Here is a 14,740-nt window from a genome sequence, read left to right as displayed (position 1 = left end):
GTGTCTTCCGGCATCCACTTCGCATTACTCATTGATAGGAAGGTAATCCCATGGCAAAGCAGTCCATCTTCGGCCGAATCTCGACTCTGATGCGCGCGAACATCAATGCGATGATCGACTCCGCAGAAGACCCGCAGAAGATGCTCGATCAGTTGGTGCGTGACTACACAAACAACATCGCCGATGCCGAGTCGGCGATCGCTGAGACTATCGGCAACCTGCGCCTGCTTGAGCGCGACCACCAAGAAGACACGCAGTCCGCTGCTGAGTGGGGCAACAAGGCGCTTGCCGCGAGCCGAAAAGCTGACCAGTTGCGCACCTCGGGCAGCACGGCGGATGCCGACAAGTTCGATAATCTCGCGAAGATCGCTCTGCAGCGACAGATCTCCGAAGAGGGGCAGGCGAAGGCTGCGGCGCCTCAGATTGCGGCCCAAACCGAAGTCGTCGACAAACTCAAAGATGGCCTCAGCGGCATGAAGCAGAAGCTTGAGCAGCTCAAGACGAAGCGCAGCGAACTGCTCGCTCGCGCCAAGGTTGCCGAGGCACAGAACAAGGTTCACGATGCCATCAAGTCGGTTGACGTCATGGACCCAACGAGCGAGCTCGGCCGCTTCGAAGACAAGATTCGGCGGCAAGAGGCCCTTGCCCAGGGCAAAGCAGAACTTGCTGCATCTAGCCTTGATGCTCAGTTTGAAAGCCTCGAAGACCTCGGTGAACTCACCGAAGTCGATGCACGACTCGCAGCACTGAAATCCGGCGCACCTGTGACCGGTCAGATCGAGCAGTAGCACCGGGCGTAGCTCACAGGGAAGGAACGACGGGTGGCTCACTTCATCGTCGTGCCGCAATGGCAGGGATCGTCGTCGGCGCGTGCAATGCAGCTCACCGACGGCGCCCTGGCCATTGCTGGGGATCTGCCGCGCGCAGCCTGCACGCTCATCGATGTTCCCGCTGAGGCGGGAGAGGAGCAGGGCACCGGCGTACGCCGCTACTCCACTCTCGAACGCGTGCGCGCTCTCGTCGCCCAGGCGGCCGGGGACAACGAACAGGTGGTCGTTGTGGGCGGCGACAGCAGCGTCGCCCTCGGTGCTCTCGAAGCGCTCGCCGATGCCGAAACGGCGGTGTTGTGGCTGGGCGCTCACCCAGCGCTCCACTCCCCCGACACGTCCCCAACGTCGGCACTACACGAGATGACTCTCCGTTGCGCACTCGGTGAGGGCGCGCCCGGTCTCGCGGCGGATCCGAACAGCATCAGCGCAGGGCGAGTTGTTCTTGCTGGTGCGCGAGACTTCGACGTTGCTGAGCAGGTCATCGCCGACGAGCTGAATATCCGATCACTCAGCGTTGATGAACTCGCCGACGTTCCAACCGCGCTTCGTAGCACTGGGGCTTCAAAGCTCTACATTCACGTTGACCTTGATGTGCTTGACCCGGCGGCAATTTCTGGACTATCTCGGCCCGTTCCCTTTGGCGCAGTTCCCGAGATGCTCGTTTCGACAATCCGCGCAGCTCGTGCCGAGCTTCCACTGATCGGTGCATCGATCGCCGAGTTCTCTCCCGCATCGCCCGCCGCGGCCGAAGACGATCTCAGCGTCGTCCTCAGGGTTATCGGGGCCCTCGCGTGAGCCCGATCCCAGTGCCACCCGACGGATGGCGGGAACGAGCGCAGCTAGCGGTCGCTCAGGGGCAAAAGATTGATGAGCGGACTCCCGGCATCCTGCTGGATTCCCCAGTAAGCCGTCTCGGCTATTGGTACGCCTGCGCTGTCGGGTGGACATGGGGGACCATTTGGAGCACAGGGCAAGTGCAAAAGCGCGGAGATCTTTGGGTCTTTCGCGGACTTCCACGCTGGGCGTTCCCTCGAGGCGGCGTTTGCGTCGGTCACTGCTACCTCACGGGCAATGCACCAGTCACACCTCGCGTGTTGCGCCATGAAGCCATCCACGTCAGACAATGGCGACGCTACGGATTCCTGATGCCGATGCTTTCCGCGCTGTCAGGTCGTGACCCGCTACGAAATCGCTTCGAAATCGAAGCTGGATTAGAAGACGGAAACTACGTGCCGCGCGGCATGGAGTGAACCTCAGAAAGCTGTCGAGAGGCCGAAGCGCTCTGGCGTGTGAATTCCGCTCGGCTCAACGCCGCGCGCTTCAGTGAGGTGGTCGACGATGTCAGCCGTGCCGAGAAAGCCGCCCAAGAGAAAAACGCGCGTGTGGTCGTCTTCGTCACACATCATTTCGTCGGACCATGCCCTGACTGCCCGCACAAGAGCGGCACCGGGACTGCATGCGGCGCCAGAGCCCGCTGCACCGCTACGGCGTGAGCGATCCAACCAGGTGACCGTCATTCGCGCAGGAGCAGTAATCGTCGAGATGTAAGTGTCGTCGGGCACTTCGACGAAAACACGCCCGGTCGAGCACATCGGAAGCACTGCGAGCAGGGCTTCGAGTTCGCTCAAAGACGCTTCGTCGGCGGTGATGAGGTGCTGCACGCGCGTGTGCTTGGGGGTACGGCACACGGTGGAGTTGTGCTCTGCGCTGTTCGACATGACACTCAAACTATAGCGCGGAAAAGAAGGGTTGCCTAACCTTCCTCGATGAGAAGGTTCTGCAACAGCTCAATCTCACTACGGCTCATGCCGTGCGCTGCAAGGTAGCCAGCCGCAGACCCGTGTGTGTCGTCTATCTGAGCGAGAAAACGGCGCATGACGTCCGCGGGTGAACGAGTCGCGAGATCTTCGATGTGACGCGCGTGTGGGTGTGCGGCTCGAAGCGCACCCACCACTATTCGGTTGCGATTGTCTGGAAGCAGAGACTCGGTCTTCGCGTAGTCAGCGACGACAGCTTCACGTTCGACTCCTGCTGCGGCGAGCGCAAGCGCCACCGTCACACCGGTGCGGTCCTTTCCGACCGTGCAGTGCACAAGAACCGGGTGTCCTTCGGTGATCCCCCGAACCGCGCGGACGACTCGCACTGCCGAGTCGTCCGCTATGCGGCGATATAGCTCGTCGAGCGAGATGTCATCAGCAAAAAACGATGCGACCGAGCCGAGAAACAGCGGTTCGCGCTGGGTGACAATCGCGGTGTCTACCGTTGGCGAGGGCTCACGATGGACCTCGTCGTCGTCACGCAGGTCGATTACCCGACGAATACCGAGCGCGCGAAAAACCTCGATACCTGCCTCGTTGAGATGTGTGAGGTTGCCCGAGCGAAACAAAATTCCTGATCTCGTGCGACCACCCGAAGCGGGAAGGCCGCCCACGTCGCGAAAATTCAATGCCCCCGGGACAAGCGACTGCTCGCTCACGCTTCGTCCGTTCGCGCCGGTACCGGGTAGCGGCCAGCAATTGCGACGCGGTTGAAAGCATTGATAGCGACAAGAATCCAGCTGAGCGCGACGTACTCGTTCTCGGTGAGGATTCCGCCCGCCTGATCGTAGATGTCGTCAGGGATGCCGCCACGGTGAATAAAGGTGAAGGCCTCAGCGAGCTCGAGGGCAGCTCTCTCGCGCGCCGTAAAAACCCCGGATTCTCTCCAGGTCGGAATCTGCGCGATTGTGTCAGCGGTGAGGCCCACTCGTGTCGCACGATCAACGTGCACCCGTACGCAGAACGCGCACCCATTCAATTGCGAGACGTGAATCTGCACAATCTCTTTCAGCCGATCATCGATGCCACCCTCGGCGGCGAGACGGCCGACTTCGCGAGAAAACGCATCGAGGGCTTTATACGCCGCCGGAGCCGATCGCGAAAGGTGAACTCGTTGTTCTTCGGTCACCCAATTACCCTAGCGAATGGGGATACGAGATTCCCCTTTTCCGCAAAGGAGCACAGTGACCGAAGTAGCGTTCGACGAATTCTCTTTTTTGGCCGCGCAGCAAGCTGACATTCAAATCAGCGGGCCGCTCCCGCGGTCTGAACGCCTCACTCTCGCTCTTGACGACGGCCGCATGCTGAGCGCGCTCCGCTACGGCGACGAACCTCCTGTCGTGACTTTCCTTCATGGCGCCGGGCTGAATGCTCACACCTGGGATGCCACGATCCTCGCCGCTGGTGTGCCAGCGCTCGCCATCGATCTACCGGGTCACGGCGACTCCTCGTGGCGCGATGATGCGGCTTATGTGGGTTCAGTTCTCGCCCCCGATGTGATCGAAGGAATGAATGCCTGGACCCAATCCCCGCAGTTGCTTGTCGGCCATTCTCTCGGCGGGTTGACGGCGATGGCGGTGGCCGCATCCCGACCCGAGCTGGTTCGGGCGCTGGTCGTCGTCGACATCACGCCCGGCATAAAGCCCACGGGTGCACCCCGCGAGTTGCTCGAGTTCTATGCCGGCCCGACCGATTGGGTGTCTCGCGAAGAGCTTGTGGATCGCGCGCTGGCCTTCGGACTCGGCGGCTCCAAAGAGTCCACAGCGCGTGGAGTGTTCCTCAACTCGCGTGTACGTTCCGATGGCCGAGTGGAGTGGAAGCACCATATTGCTCATCTCATGGCTGCTGCGGCCGGGGCCACCCCTGATGGGCAGAATGCCATGACGACGGCCCTACGACCCGACGCATGGGGCGATCTTGAACGCATATCAGCGCCGATCACGCTGGTCCAAGCCGACAACGGTTACGTCAGTGACGCTGACGTAACCGAGTTCGTTTCGCACGCGCCGACGACGAAGGTAGAGCGCGTAACGTCATCTCACAATGTGCAAGAGCAGATTCCCCGTAAACTTGCGAGGCTGCTCACCGAAATGATCACTAACTTCTAACTCTTATCTTGCATTGCCACAAGAGCGTGCCCACGCCGCCCCTGCGGAGTTTAGGCTGTTCTATCGCACTCGATCCTGCGTTAATCTGCCGCGCCGATGACGGCCGCGGCAGCCTGTGAAAGGACCCCGTATGTTCCGCCGCACCACACTCGCCGCCGCCGCATCCCTCGCGGCCGCCGCGCTCGCGCTCACTGCGTGCTCTGGAAACCCGGATGGCGGCAGCACTTCATCGTCGGCGGCTGCCGACCCAGACGCTTCCGTGGCCGTGCGGCTCGTGCTCGAACCAACGAACCTTGATATTCGCGAGACAAGTGGTGCAGCTCTCGACCAGATCCTCGTGGACAACGTCTACCAGGGGCTAGTCTCGCGCACGCCCGAACAAGACATCGTTCCCGCTCTTGCTAGCGATTACACGGTTTCAGATGACGGACTCACCTATACGTTCACGCTTCGTGAAGGCGTCACTTTCCATGATGGGCAAGAGCTCACTCCAGACGACGTTGTCTGGTCATTGACCCAGCACCGCGACACCGCAACATGGCTCGACTCCTCACGATTGTCAGGAGTCGAATCGATCACGGCAGACGGACAGGATGTCGTGCTCACGCTCTCCGAGCCCGACTCAACGCTGTTGTGGAACCTGACAGGGCGCGCCGGAATTATTCTCAAGCAGGACGATTCGGTTGATTACCTCACTGAGGCGAACGGCACCGGGCCATTTATGGTCTCCTCATGGAAGCAGGGCGACAGCGTGACGCTCTCGCGTTACGACGGCTACTGGGGCGAGCCTGCACAATCTGCTGAGGTTGTGTTCTCCTACATCCCCGAGGCCCAGGCAGCACTTGCAGCGGCCCTCGCTGGCGAAGTAGATGTGCTCACAGGTTTCGATGCAACCTTGAGCGATCAGATCGAAGCAAACGGCGACTTCACCGTCGAGATCGGCGCCTCTACTGACAAGGGTGTCTTGGCGATGAACAGCACATCGGGCCCCCTTTCGGACGAGCGCGTCCGCCAGGCAATCCGCCAGGCAATCGATCACAATGCCATCGTCGAGGCCCTCGGGGCTGGCGAAACTCTCTATGGCCCGATCCCGTCACTGGATCCCGGCTACGAGGATCTCTCAGACGTTGCACCGTACGATCCTGAAGCAGCCATGGAGCTCCTGAGCGACGCCGGATATGAAGAGCTCGGTTTGACCCTCACGATCCCGTCCTTTTATCCCACGACCGTCGCGCAGATCTTGGTGTCGGACCTCAACGATGTCGGTATCACTTTGACAGTCGACTCGGTTGAGTTCTCGACGTGGTTGAACGACGTATATGCGAATCAGGACTACGAACTCAGCTTCGTACTTCACACCGAGGCGCATGACTTCGAGAACTGGGCGAACCCCGACTATTACTTCACGTACGACAACGCTGAGGTTCAAGACCTATACACGCAGTCGCTCGCCGCGACCGATGAAGACCAAGCGGCAGAGCTGCTCGCAGAAGCAGCACGGATCGTGTCAGAGGATGCAGCAGCGGATTGGCTCTACAACGGAGCATCCGTCGTAGCTGTTGCCTCTGACGTCACCGGCGTTCCCACCGTCAATGTCAACGCTCGCTTCAACGCTGCCGAGATCGCCAAGAGCGCCGGGTGATTCGATACGCGCTGACACGATTGGCCCTGCTTGTGTTGGGCCTCGTCGTTGCCAGCGTGCTCATTTTCTTCTCACTACGGGTACTGCCGGGCGATATCGCACAGGTCATCGCCGGAAGCACTGGTAGCCCGGAACAGGTTGACGCGCTACGAGAGAGACTCGGACTCGATCAACCCCTGTGGGCACAGTACGGCTACTGGCTAGGCAGTATCGTTCGCGGTGACCTGGGCACATCGCTGATCACGGGAACGCCCGTTGCCGCCGAACTCTCGCAAAAGGCTCAGGTCACTGTGCCCCTTGGGATCATGGCTTTACTCGTTGCCCTGATCGTGAGCATTCCGTTGGGTGTCGCGTCCGCGATGCGGCGCGGTCGGCCGTTTGGCACTGGTTTGAGCGTCGGAGCCCAGTTCTTCGCAGCAGTGCCGGTCGTGTGGGCCGGAATGATGCTCGTTGTTGTTTTTGCAGTGTGGCTTGGTTGGTTGCCAGCACAGGGTTTCCCCCGGGATGGATGGTCCGACCCTGGTGCGGCCTTCCGCTCTCTTCTGCTGCCGTCCGTCACGATCGGCGTCGTAGAGGGAGCCATGTTGCTGCGCTTTGTGAGGTCGGCAACGATCCAGGCGAGCGATCAAGATTACGTGCGGACCGCCGCAGCAAAAGGCCTGACCCGCAACCAAGCGCTCGTTCGCCATGGTCTTCCCAACGTGGGCTTGTCGATCGTGACTGTTCTTGGACTGCAGATCGCCGGAATCATCGTTGGTGCTGTTGTCGTTGAGCAGCTGTTCTCGTTGCCGGGAATCGGTCGCATGCTGGTAGAGGACGTAGGAAGAAGAGACCTGCCTAAGGTTCAGGGCGAGCTTCTCGCCCTGACAGGTTTTGTCTTGATCATCGGATTCGTTGTTGATCTTGCCCACCGCGCACTCGACCCCAGGCAGCGGGGAGATTCGGCATGAGCACAAGCAAAACCAGATCCTCCCGCAACTGGCTTGCGCACCTCTGGGCTCTGTCTACTGGCAGGTTCGGCCTCGTAGTCGCGGGGTTGGTGACCGCAACGGCTATCGTTTCCAGCTTTTGGATGCCGTTCGACCCACAAAACGTAGACATCGCCGTACGGTGGAGCACGCCTTCGTGGCTGCATGTGTTCGGGACTGACGGCACCGGGCGCGACATTCTCAGTCTCATCATGGCGGGATCGCGAACGACAGTCTTTGTCGCCGTCGGTGCGGGAGTGATTGCGACTGTCCTCGGTCTCGCGCTCGCTGCGTTGGGTGCGCTGACCCCGCGAGCGATACGCGAGACGGTCGCCGTGTTCGTCGACATTCTCATCGCATTTCCGGTGCTTCTCATCGCGATGATGATTTCGGCAGTGTGGGGTGGCTCGCTCTGGGTTGTCATCTGGGCAGTCGGGATCGGATTCGGCGTCAACATCGCCCGCGTGACACGACCGGAGCTAAGGAGGGTGCTGCACAGTGACTTCGTTGTCGCCGGTCGCGCCTCCGGGCTCACTCCCGCTCAGAATCTCGTGCGACACCTTTTACCGAACGTGGCGCCCGTGTTTATCGTCCAGCTCTCATGGGCGATGGCGGTCGCAGTTCTTGCCGAAGCCGGACTTTCGTACCTCGGGTTCGGCGCTCCGGTGACGGAGCCGAGCTGGGGTTCGCTGCTGTCGGAACTGCAGCAGTACATCACTGTGCAACCACTCGTCGTCATCTGGCCCGGACTCGCCATCACGATCACAGTGCTAGGCCTCAATCTGCTCGGCGACGGCATTCGTGAAGCAACTGATCCAACCTTGCGACGGTCGGCACGACGACGGCCCGCTGCCGAACTTCACGAGCCGGAGGTAGTCGCGTGAGCCTCGAGGTGCACAACCTAACAATCGACATCGATGGCGTCCGCGCCGTAGATGGGATCACGTTCTCCGTCGCCGATGGGGCTCGCGTCGGCATCATCGGAGAGTCAGGTTCCGGCAAGTCCCTGACGGCGCTTGCACTGATGGGCCTCCTCCCGGAAGGTGCGGTGGTCACAGGCAGCGTGCGCTGGAACGGTCGCGAACTGCTGAGTCTTCCCGACCGCGACATGGCGCACGTGCGCGGCGATGAGATCGGAATCGTCTTTCAAGAACCGCAGACGGCTCTCAACCCGATTCGGACTGTGGGCCGGCAAATCGCGGAATCAATCAGAATCCACGAACGACTCTCGAGAGCAGAACTCGGACGACGCGCAATCGCAGAAGCAGCACGCGTGCGGCTACCAAACCCGGAGAGCATCGTGAAACGCTTTCCGCATCAGCTCTCTGGCGGCCAGCGTCAACGCGTCGCTATCGCAATCGCCTTGGCCGCCGGTCCCCGGCTTCTCATCGCCGACGAACCGACAACCGCACTTGACGTCACTATCCAAGCTGAAGTTCTTACTTTGCTCGATGACCTCGTCTCTCACAACGGGATGTCGTTGATCTTCATTACGCATGACCTTGCGGTCTTGTCCCAGGTTGCAAGCACCGGAGTCGTCCTTGCAAACGGAAAGATCGTCGAACAGGCTGCCGTGTCAGCTCTCTTGACGAACCCGCAGTCCGCTGTCGCGCAGGGGCTTCTGCGCGACGCCACAGCGACCTTGTGGCGACCAGCACGCTCGACAGGAGCGACAGATGACTGAAGCGCCTCTCCTTCGCGCGCGGGGCCTCACTCGGACCCACGGAAATGCGCGTCCGTCGCTGTTCTCTCGCCGTTCGCTGACGACAGCCCTCGACGATGTCGATGTCACGGTGCGCGAGGGGACAGCAACCGGCGTTATTGGCGAGTCCGGTGCAGGAAAATCCACACTGGTGCGCCTGCTCCTCGCTCTCGACGTGCCAAGTTCGGGAGTGATCGAATTTGACGGCACCGTTGTCAATGCACGGGCGTCGGCGCGACGACTCCATTGGCTTCGCCGGCAGACCGGAATCGTCTTCCAGGACCCTTATGCGTCCCTCGATCCGAGAATGAGCGTCGGACGCATCGTGGGTGAACCACTCTGGGCTCTCGATATCGATGGGGACCGTCGCGCCCGGGTGCGAGAGGTGCTGAGCAGTGTTGGTCTGGATGCCGCGGCCGCCGACCGCTATCCGCACGAGTTTTCAGGGGGCCAACGCCAACGCATTGCGCTCGCTCGCGCGATCGTTCATCGTCCCCGCCTTCTTGTTGGCGATGAGCCGCTATCAGCCCTCGATGTCACAGTCCGGGCGCAGATTCTGGATGTGCTCGCAGAGCTACGCCGTGATGGGCTGACGATCCTGCTTGTTTCGCACGATATCGGCGTCGTGCAAAACCTGTGTGATGAAGTTCTCGTAATGAAAGACGGGCGCGTCGTCGAGGAGGGTCCGACCGAGAAGGTTCTGCTCCAGCCACAGGCCAGCTACACGCGTCAATTGCTGGCATCTATCCCGGCCATCGGTCCGCGACGCGGCGAGGGACAGTGAGAGTCAGCGGCTGAAAAGGCGCCGTTTCGTCTTCTTTTTGGGGTGCAACGACTTCTGCAGGTAAATGGTTCCTAGCCACCGACCGAATTTGAAGCCAACGCGCCCCATGCGCCCTACTTCAACGAAACCTAGCCGTTCGTGCAGAGCTATTGATCCGTCGGCGCCTTTGTCGCTGATGACGGCAACCAGTTCGCGAATGCCCAGGTCTTCACACGCGACAATCAGCGCTTCCAGAAGAGCGCGCCCGAGGCCCTTGCCTGTCGCACTGGGTCCGAGATAGATCGAGTTTTCGACGGTGTATCGAAACGCTGATTTTCCGGCCCATGGGCTTACAAGCGCATACCCAAGAACCTGCCCGCGGGGCGATTGCGCCACAAGGAACGGCAGATTGAGCTTTTGAATGTGATCAAATTTCGCACGCCATTGCGCAACGCTCCATCGCTTCTCATCGAATGTGACGACGGAGTTGGTGACGTAGTAGTTGTAGATTTCGCGAATGTCCGGAATGTCAGAAACCTCGGCGGCGCGAATCTCATACGTAAACGGACCCTCGCTTGCAGGACGCGGCCGGAGGTGACGCGGCATACGTCGACGACTCTTGTCGTATTCCTCCTCAAGCATTTCTCTACCCTACGCGCGAGGGACGGCTAGGTCACTCGGGAATGTTCCAGTCGATGGGACTCGCACCCTGCGCGATGAGCATCGCATTAGCGCGTGAGAACGGACGCGAGCCGAAGAACCCCCGTCGCGCAGACAGCGGCGACGGGTGCGCAGACTCGATGATCGAGGTATCCCCCAACAAATCTTTCGCGCTCGCCGCATCCTTTCCCCAGAGAATCGCAACGAGTGGCCGCTGGCGCGCAACTAAGGCGCTGATTGCGTGAGCGGTTATCTTCTCCCACCCCCAGCCGCGGTGGGATGCCGGAGCCCCCGGCGCAACCGTGAGCACCCTATTCAACAGCATGACCCCTTGGTCACTCCAGGAAGATAGATCACCGTGCGTCGCAGGTGCGATCCCGAGGTCGCTCTCGCGCTCCTTGTAGACATTGCCAAGGCTCCGCGGAAGCGGACGTATGTGTTTGTCTACTGCGAAAGACAACCCAATCGGATGCCCCGGCGTGGGATACGGATCCTGACCGAGAATCAGCACCTTTACTGCGTCGAGCGGGCGCGCAAATGCCCGCAACACGTTGTCTCCGGCGGGAAGAAACGGCCTTCCCACGTGCGCCTCAGCGCGCAGTCGCTCACCGAGAGCCGCAATATCGTCCGCGACGGGAGCAAGCGCTGTGGCCCACCCGGTGTCGATGCTTCCGGCAGCCGCTAATTCAGTGAGAGTCTTTGGCATCGGCGAGGATCAGGCGCTACCCGCGAGACCAGCGTCTTCTTCGACAACGCTCCCCTGCCACGACCATGGAAAGTCGATCCAAAGGTCGGTTTTTTTCCAGCTGTAGTCAGGCTGAATGATCGAGGTCGGCTTTGTATAAATGACGGCCGAGCGCACGTCAGCACCTTGCTCGGACAGCAACCTAACTGCAAGATCCAGCGTGCGGCCGCTATCGGCGACATCGTCGACGAGAAGCACCCGCCGGCCCTTGAGATACGTCATATCGAGCTCAGGTGGCAAGAGCGCGGGAGCGTCGAGGACGGTTCCGATCCCGGTATAGAACTCGACGTTGATAGCGCCGCAGTTTTTCACGCCGAGTCCGTAAGAAATCGACCCCGCGGGAAGAAGACCCCCTCGCGCGATGGCAACAACAACCTGAGGCACGAAGCCGTCGGCAAGAATATCTCTTGCGATATCCCGGGATGCACTACCAAAACCGTCCCAGGTGAGATGCTCTCGCTCGCCGTTTGCTTCGCCCATTGTGTGTTCCTCTCGTGCACGACACCACCGCCGGCACGTTCCAGCCTAGAGCGCGCGCGTGTGGTGTCGGTGTACTCTCGCCGCATGCAGTCCGCGCGCTCGGTGCCCTCGTCCCGACTCACGTCGCCTCTCGGAATCACCGCGTCACTGATCGGCTGGTTCGTGCTGGTCGAAATCGTGAGCGGAATCCTGCAGGGGTACTACGTGCCGCTGTTCAGCGACATCGTCGCTCATTTAGGAGTTCACGACTCGGACGTCAATTGGTTCGAGGCGGCTCAGCTGCTGCTCTCCGCGCTGGTTGTGCCGATTCTCGCCAAGCTCGGCGACATGTACGGGCACAAGAAGATACTTCTGATCGCCGCGATATTGACCGCCGGGGCAAGCTGGTGGCTCGCTTTCGCTGGCTCATTTTGGAGTTTTCTCATCGCGTGGGCGCTCCAAGGCTTCTATGTCGTGTGGCTTCCCCTCGAAGTAGCCCTGATCTTTGAGCGCGGACGCCGCCAAAACCGGGGAGTCTCGACGACGCGTCGCGCAGCGGGTCTCCTCGTCGTCGGTTTGCAGGCAGGAGCCATCATCGGCGCGCTCGCGGCCGGGCGCATCTTCGCCGCGACGAATGAAAATCTGCCGCTTACGCTCATCGTGCCCGCCATCGCGGTGAGTCTCGTTGCCATCGTCATTTGGATCGGCGTCCCCGAATCGGAGCCGGTACGCGGACGACGTCTCGACACAGGTGGCTTCGTCATCCTGGCCTTCGCTCTGCTGCTCGTCACGAGCGCGCTTACGTTCCTGCGGCTCAACGGACCCGGTTTCGTCTGGACCTGGCTCCTCCTCGCGGCCGGGGTCGCCGTATTCTGGTGGTTCGTGCGGTTCGAGTTGCGGCAAAGCGATCCCGCGATCGATATCCGCGTACTCAAGCGGCCAGAGATGTGGCCGGTCCAGGCGACGGCAGCTTTGATCGGAATCAGCCTCCTGGGTGCGCAGGGGCCCCTGTCAACGTACGCGGGCACCGACACCTCCCTCGGCTACGGGCTGGGCTTGGATGCCACTTCTCGGTCGAACATCATCGGTGTCTACCTCGTCTCGCTCATCGTCGGCGCGATCATTTTTGCCGTGCTCTCGCGGCGCGGAAATCCACGGGTGATCCTCATCGGCGCGTCGGCGCTCGTCGGCATCGGATACGCACTCTTTCTGCCGTTTCACCTCGAGCTATGGCAAGTACTGCTCAATCTCTCGATCGCTGGCCTCGGCTCCGGAGCGCTCGTTGGGGCATTGCCTGCGGCTGCTGCGGCAGCCGCGCCGCGTGGCCAAACCGGAATCTCCTCCGCTCTTACGAACACGACAAAGACGATCGGTGGCACATTTGCGTCAGCGATCTTCGGCGTTGTGCTCGCAGCAGGTGCCGGCACCCTCGTGAGCGAGACAGCGGCATCCCTCGGCGGTTACCTTGCAGTGTGGAGCATCTGCGCCGCCGGCGGGTTTCTCGCCGCAGTACTTTTGTTCTTCGTGCCGAAGGTCGCATTTTCGGACTCGCAGCCCACGGTACCGGCGGCAAATTAGCCGTTTCCAAAAAAAGCACCCGCGCTACACTCCCTCACATGCGTCTACGAACACTCGCACTCGCGCTGCTTGCCGCCACGTTTGCGCTTTCGGGGTGCGCGTCGACTGCAGCGCAGATTACTAGCGAAACGACTGCCGCGACGCCGTCCGCGGCACATTCAGAGCCCTCTTCCACTCCGTTTGCCGCAGCCCTCGTTGTGTCGCTCACCGATATCGAACTACACGCAGACGACGGTTCGACCAGCAGTAGCACCCCGCTCAGCGACGGCATCGGAACGCTCGGTTTCCTGACCGGTGTCTTTGGCGCTGAGCCCACAGCTGAGCAGAGTGAGTTGGGCTACCCCACGACGACCTATACCTGGGGTGACGTCAGCATCATCGTTGTGGATGACGGGCCCGCGACCGTCTCGTTCGGGGCTGAGACCGCCGACGGGCTCTCACTCGAAACGACGGGTGGCGTACACGTCGGCTCTACCGTCGCCGAAGCGCAGGCAGCCGGTGCACTGTTTCCCGACTCTGGGCTCACCGATGTCATGCGTCTCGACATCACCGAGGCTCCCGGCACCACTTCACTCGAAAATGATGGGGCAGCCGGAATCGACTTCATCATGCTCGTGATCGAGAACGATGTGGTCGCGCGCATTGGTAGCCCCAGCAACGACTACGGCGACGTCTAAGCGCGACTAGCTCTCTTCGCGCACCTGCAGCGGGCCACGTGCGAGCACGTGCTGCGCGGACTGCGCAACGGGGCGGAGCATCACGAGATCCAGGTTCACGTGCCCCGGAGCATCCGCAGCGTAAGCGATGACGTCGGCGACATCGCGTGCCGTCAACGGGTTTTCGACACCGTCATAGACCGACGCTGCAGCGTCACTGTTTCCACGAAGCCTGTTGAGACTGAATTCTTCGGTGAAGACCATTCCGGGTGCAATTTCGACGACACGCAGCGGTTCACCGTTGAGTTCTAGCCGAAGGGCGTTGACGAGCATCTTCTCAGCGGCCTTTGCCGCGTTGTATCCGCCGCCACCCTGGTACGCCACATGCGCTGCGGTCGATGTGACGAACATCAAATCAGCATGACCATCGGATGCAGCAGCTTCTCGCAGTTGCGGAAGCAGGGTCTTCACCAGTCGCTGCGCCGAAAGTACGTTGACGTCGTACATCCACTGCCAGTCGTCCGCGGATCCTTCCGCGACAACATCCGTGCCGCGCGCGCCACCAGCGACGTGAACGAGGGCGTGCACAGGCCCGGTGTCAGCAAGCCACGCAGAGAGCGCATCGATGTCCGTCTGCGAGGTGAGATCCGCAGCAAATGCAACAGCCCCGGTTTCTTTTTCCAATTCCGCAAGGCGATCCGCACGCCGGGCAACTGCCACAACGTCCCAGCCACGCTCGCGCAAAATAACAGCGCTCGCACGACCAATTCCCGAGCTCGCTCCGGTTACAACTGCACGCTTCGTCACCATGG

General features: G+C 61.0%; 18 protein-coding genes. 11 read left to right on the top strand and 7 right to left on the bottom strand.

The window, feature by feature from the left end:
• The first annotated feature begins 50 nt into the window (after positions 1-50).
• The 3 genes from FHS06_RS06890 to FHS06_RS13940 are packed head-to-tail and all read left to right on the top strand — an operon-like array spanning position 51 to position 2,080.
• On the top strand, positions 51-788 hold the full coding sequence (locus FHS06_RS06890) for a PspA/IM30 family protein (RefSeq protein ID WP_167047178.1): 738 nt from the start codon (positions 51-53) through the stop codon (positions 786-788).
• A 33-nt stretch (positions 789-821) separates the two neighbouring features.
• Complete coding sequence (locus FHS06_RS06885; protein WP_167047175.1) at positions 822-1,625, top strand: arginase family protein; 804 nt, start codon at positions 822-824, stop codon at positions 1,623-1,625.
• Positions 1,622-2,080 (top strand): Fe-S oxidoreductase, encoded by a 459-nt coding sequence (locus FHS06_RS13940; protein WP_167047173.1) that lies wholly within the window; start codon positions 1,622-1,624, stop codon positions 2,078-2,080. Before FHS06_RS06885 ends, FHS06_RS13940 begins: the two co-directional genes overlap by 4 nt.
• Positions 2,081-2,083: 3 nt before the next feature.
• On the opposite strand, the gene FHS06_RS06875 is transcribed toward FHS06_RS13940, so the two are convergent.
• From FHS06_RS06875 to FHS06_RS06865, 3 genes are read right to left on the bottom strand one after another with little or no spacing between them, the layout of a single operon-like run.
• Positions 2,084-2,548, bottom strand: coding sequence for an SIP domain-containing protein (locus tag FHS06_RS06875; RefSeq protein WP_167047170.1), 465 nt, complete (start codon positions 2,546-2,548; stop codon positions 2,084-2,086).
• Positions 2,549-2,583: 35 nt separating this feature from the next.
• Positions 2,584-3,306: a tyrosine-protein phosphatase gene (locus FHS06_RS06870; protein ID WP_167047167.1), complete on the bottom strand. Its 723-nt coding sequence runs from the start codon at positions 3,304-3,306 to the stop codon at positions 2,584-2,586.
• Positions 3,303-3,776, bottom strand: coding sequence for a carboxymuconolactone decarboxylase family protein (locus FHS06_RS06865; protein WP_167047164.1), 474 nt, complete (start codon positions 3,774-3,776; stop codon positions 3,303-3,305). The genes FHS06_RS06870 and FHS06_RS06865 overlap by 4 nt, the downstream gene beginning before the upstream one ends.
• A gap of 55 nt (positions 3,777-3,831) precedes the next feature.
• Between FHS06_RS06865 and FHS06_RS06860 the strand changes: the two genes are divergently transcribed.
• From FHS06_RS06860 to FHS06_RS06835, 6 genes are all read left to right on the top strand, one after another.
• Positions 3,832-4,755 carry an alpha/beta fold hydrolase gene (locus FHS06_RS06860; RefSeq protein ID WP_310734841.1) on the top strand — a complete coding sequence of 308 codons (924 nt, stop codon included), beginning with the start codon at positions 3,832-3,834 and terminating at the stop codon, positions 4,753-4,755.
• 130 nt (positions 4,756-4,885) lie between these two features.
• Entirely contained in the window at positions 4,886-6,397 is a 1,512-nt protein-coding gene (locus FHS06_RS06855; RefSeq protein ID WP_167047159.1) for an ABC transporter substrate-binding protein, read from the top strand.
• Positions 6,394-7,347 (top strand): ABC transporter permease, encoded by a 954-nt coding sequence (locus FHS06_RS06850; RefSeq protein ID WP_167047156.1) that lies wholly within the window; start codon positions 6,394-6,396, stop codon positions 7,345-7,347. Before FHS06_RS06855 ends, FHS06_RS06850 begins: the two co-directional genes overlap by 4 nt.
• Entirely contained in the window at positions 7,344-8,249 is a 906-nt protein-coding gene (locus tag FHS06_RS06845; protein ID WP_167047153.1) for an ABC transporter permease, read from the top strand. Before FHS06_RS06850 ends, FHS06_RS06845 begins: the two co-directional genes overlap by 4 nt.
• A complete protein-coding gene (locus tag FHS06_RS06840) occupies positions 8,246-9,049 on the top strand; it encodes an ABC transporter ATP-binding protein (RefSeq protein WP_167047151.1) in 804 nt (267 codons plus the stop codon). Before FHS06_RS06845 ends, FHS06_RS06840 begins: the two co-directional genes overlap by 4 nt.
• Entirely contained in the window at positions 9,042-9,851 is an 810-nt protein-coding gene (locus tag FHS06_RS06835) for an ABC transporter ATP-binding protein (RefSeq protein WP_167047148.1), read from the top strand. Before FHS06_RS06840 ends, FHS06_RS06835 begins: the two co-directional genes overlap by 8 nt.
• A gap of 3 nt (positions 9,852-9,854) precedes the next feature.
• Here FHS06_RS06835 and FHS06_RS06830 read toward each other — a convergent pair whose 3' ends face one another.
• The 3 genes from FHS06_RS06830 to FHS06_RS06820 are packed head-to-tail and all read right to left on the bottom strand — an operon-like array spanning position 9,855 to position 11,715.
• Complete coding sequence (locus tag FHS06_RS06830) at positions 9,855-10,472, bottom strand: GNAT family N-acetyltransferase (RefSeq protein ID WP_167047145.1); 618 nt, start codon at positions 10,470-10,472, stop codon at positions 9,855-9,857.
• Positions 10,473-10,503: 31 nt separating this feature from the next.
• Positions 10,504-11,196 (bottom strand): uracil-DNA glycosylase, encoded by a 693-nt coding sequence (locus FHS06_RS06825; RefSeq protein ID WP_167047142.1) that lies wholly within the window; start codon positions 11,194-11,196, stop codon positions 10,504-10,506.
• Between the two features lie 9 nt (positions 11,197-11,205).
• Positions 11,206-11,715, bottom strand: coding sequence for a phosphoribosyltransferase (locus tag FHS06_RS06820; RefSeq protein ID WP_167047139.1), 510 nt, complete (start codon positions 11,713-11,715; stop codon positions 11,206-11,208).
• Positions 11,716-11,799: 84 nt separating this feature from the next.
• Between FHS06_RS06820 and FHS06_RS06815 the strand changes: the two genes are divergently transcribed.
• A complete protein-coding gene (locus tag FHS06_RS06815; RefSeq protein WP_167047136.1) occupies positions 11,800-13,272 on the top strand; it encodes an MFS transporter in 1,473 nt (490 codons plus the stop codon).
• 38 nt (positions 13,273-13,310) lie between these two features.
• Entirely contained in the window at positions 13,311-13,949 is a 639-nt protein-coding gene (locus FHS06_RS06810; protein ID WP_167047133.1) for a hypothetical protein, read from the top strand.
• 6 nt (positions 13,950-13,955) lie between these two features.
• On the opposite strand, the gene FHS06_RS06805 is transcribed toward FHS06_RS06810, so the two are convergent.
• Entirely contained in the window at positions 13,956-14,738 is a 783-nt protein-coding gene (locus FHS06_RS06805) for an SDR family oxidoreductase (protein WP_167047130.1), read from the bottom strand.
• Positions 14,739-14,740 lie beyond the last annotated feature (2 nt).

It is taken from the genome of Microbacterium halimionae (genome assembly GCF_011761265.1).
Taxonomy (GTDB): Bacteria; Actinomycetota; Actinomycetes; order Actinomycetales; family Microbacteriaceae; genus Microbacterium; species Microbacterium halimionae.
The sequence above is the reverse complement of the archived record's forward strand: the minus strand, read 5'-3'. Positions and strand labels throughout refer to the sequence as shown.

Bases quoted from the DNA above. Each gene is read 5' to 3' on its own strand.
- FHS06_RS06890 (WP_167047178.1), top strand. From the start codon at position 51: ATGGCAAAGCAGTCCATCTTCGGCCGAATCTCGACTCTGATGCGCGCG.
- FHS06_RS06845 (WP_167047153.1), top strand. From the start codon at position 7,344: ATGAGCACAAGCAAAACCAGATCCTCCCGCAACTGGCTTGCGCACCTC.
- FHS06_RS06835 (WP_167047148.1), top strand. From the start codon at position 9,042: ATGACTGAAGCGCCTCTCCTTCGCGCGCGGGGCCTCACTCGGACCCAC.
- FHS06_RS06875 (WP_167047170.1), bottom strand. From the start codon at position 2,548: ATGTCGAACAGCGCAGAGCACAACTCCACCGTGTGCCGTACCCCCAAG.
- FHS06_RS06830 (WP_167047145.1), bottom strand. From the start codon at position 10,472: ATGCTTGAGGAGGAATACGACAAGAGTCGTCGACGTATGCCGCGTCAC.
- FHS06_RS06805 (WP_167047130.1), bottom strand. From the start codon at position 14,738: ATGGTGACGAAGCGTGCAGTTGTAACCGGAGCGAGCTCGGGAATTGGT.
- FHS06_RS06825 (WP_167047142.1), bottom strand. From the start codon at position 11,196: ATGCCAAAGACTCTCACTGAATTAGCGGCTGCCGGAAGCATCGACACC.
- FHS06_RS06855 (WP_167047159.1), top strand. From the start codon at position 4,886: ATGTTCCGCCGCACCACACTCGCCGCCGCCGCATCCCTCGCGGCCGCC.
- FHS06_RS06810 (WP_167047133.1), top strand. From the start codon at position 13,311: ATGCGTCTACGAACACTCGCACTCGCGCTGCTTGCCGCCACGTTTGCG.
- FHS06_RS06815 (WP_167047136.1), top strand. From the start codon at position 11,800: ATGCAGTCCGCGCGCTCGGTGCCCTCGTCCCGACTCACGTCGCCTCTC.
- FHS06_RS06820 (WP_167047139.1), bottom strand. From the start codon at position 11,715: ATGGGCGAAGCAAACGGCGAGCGAGAGCATCTCACCTGGGACGGTTTT.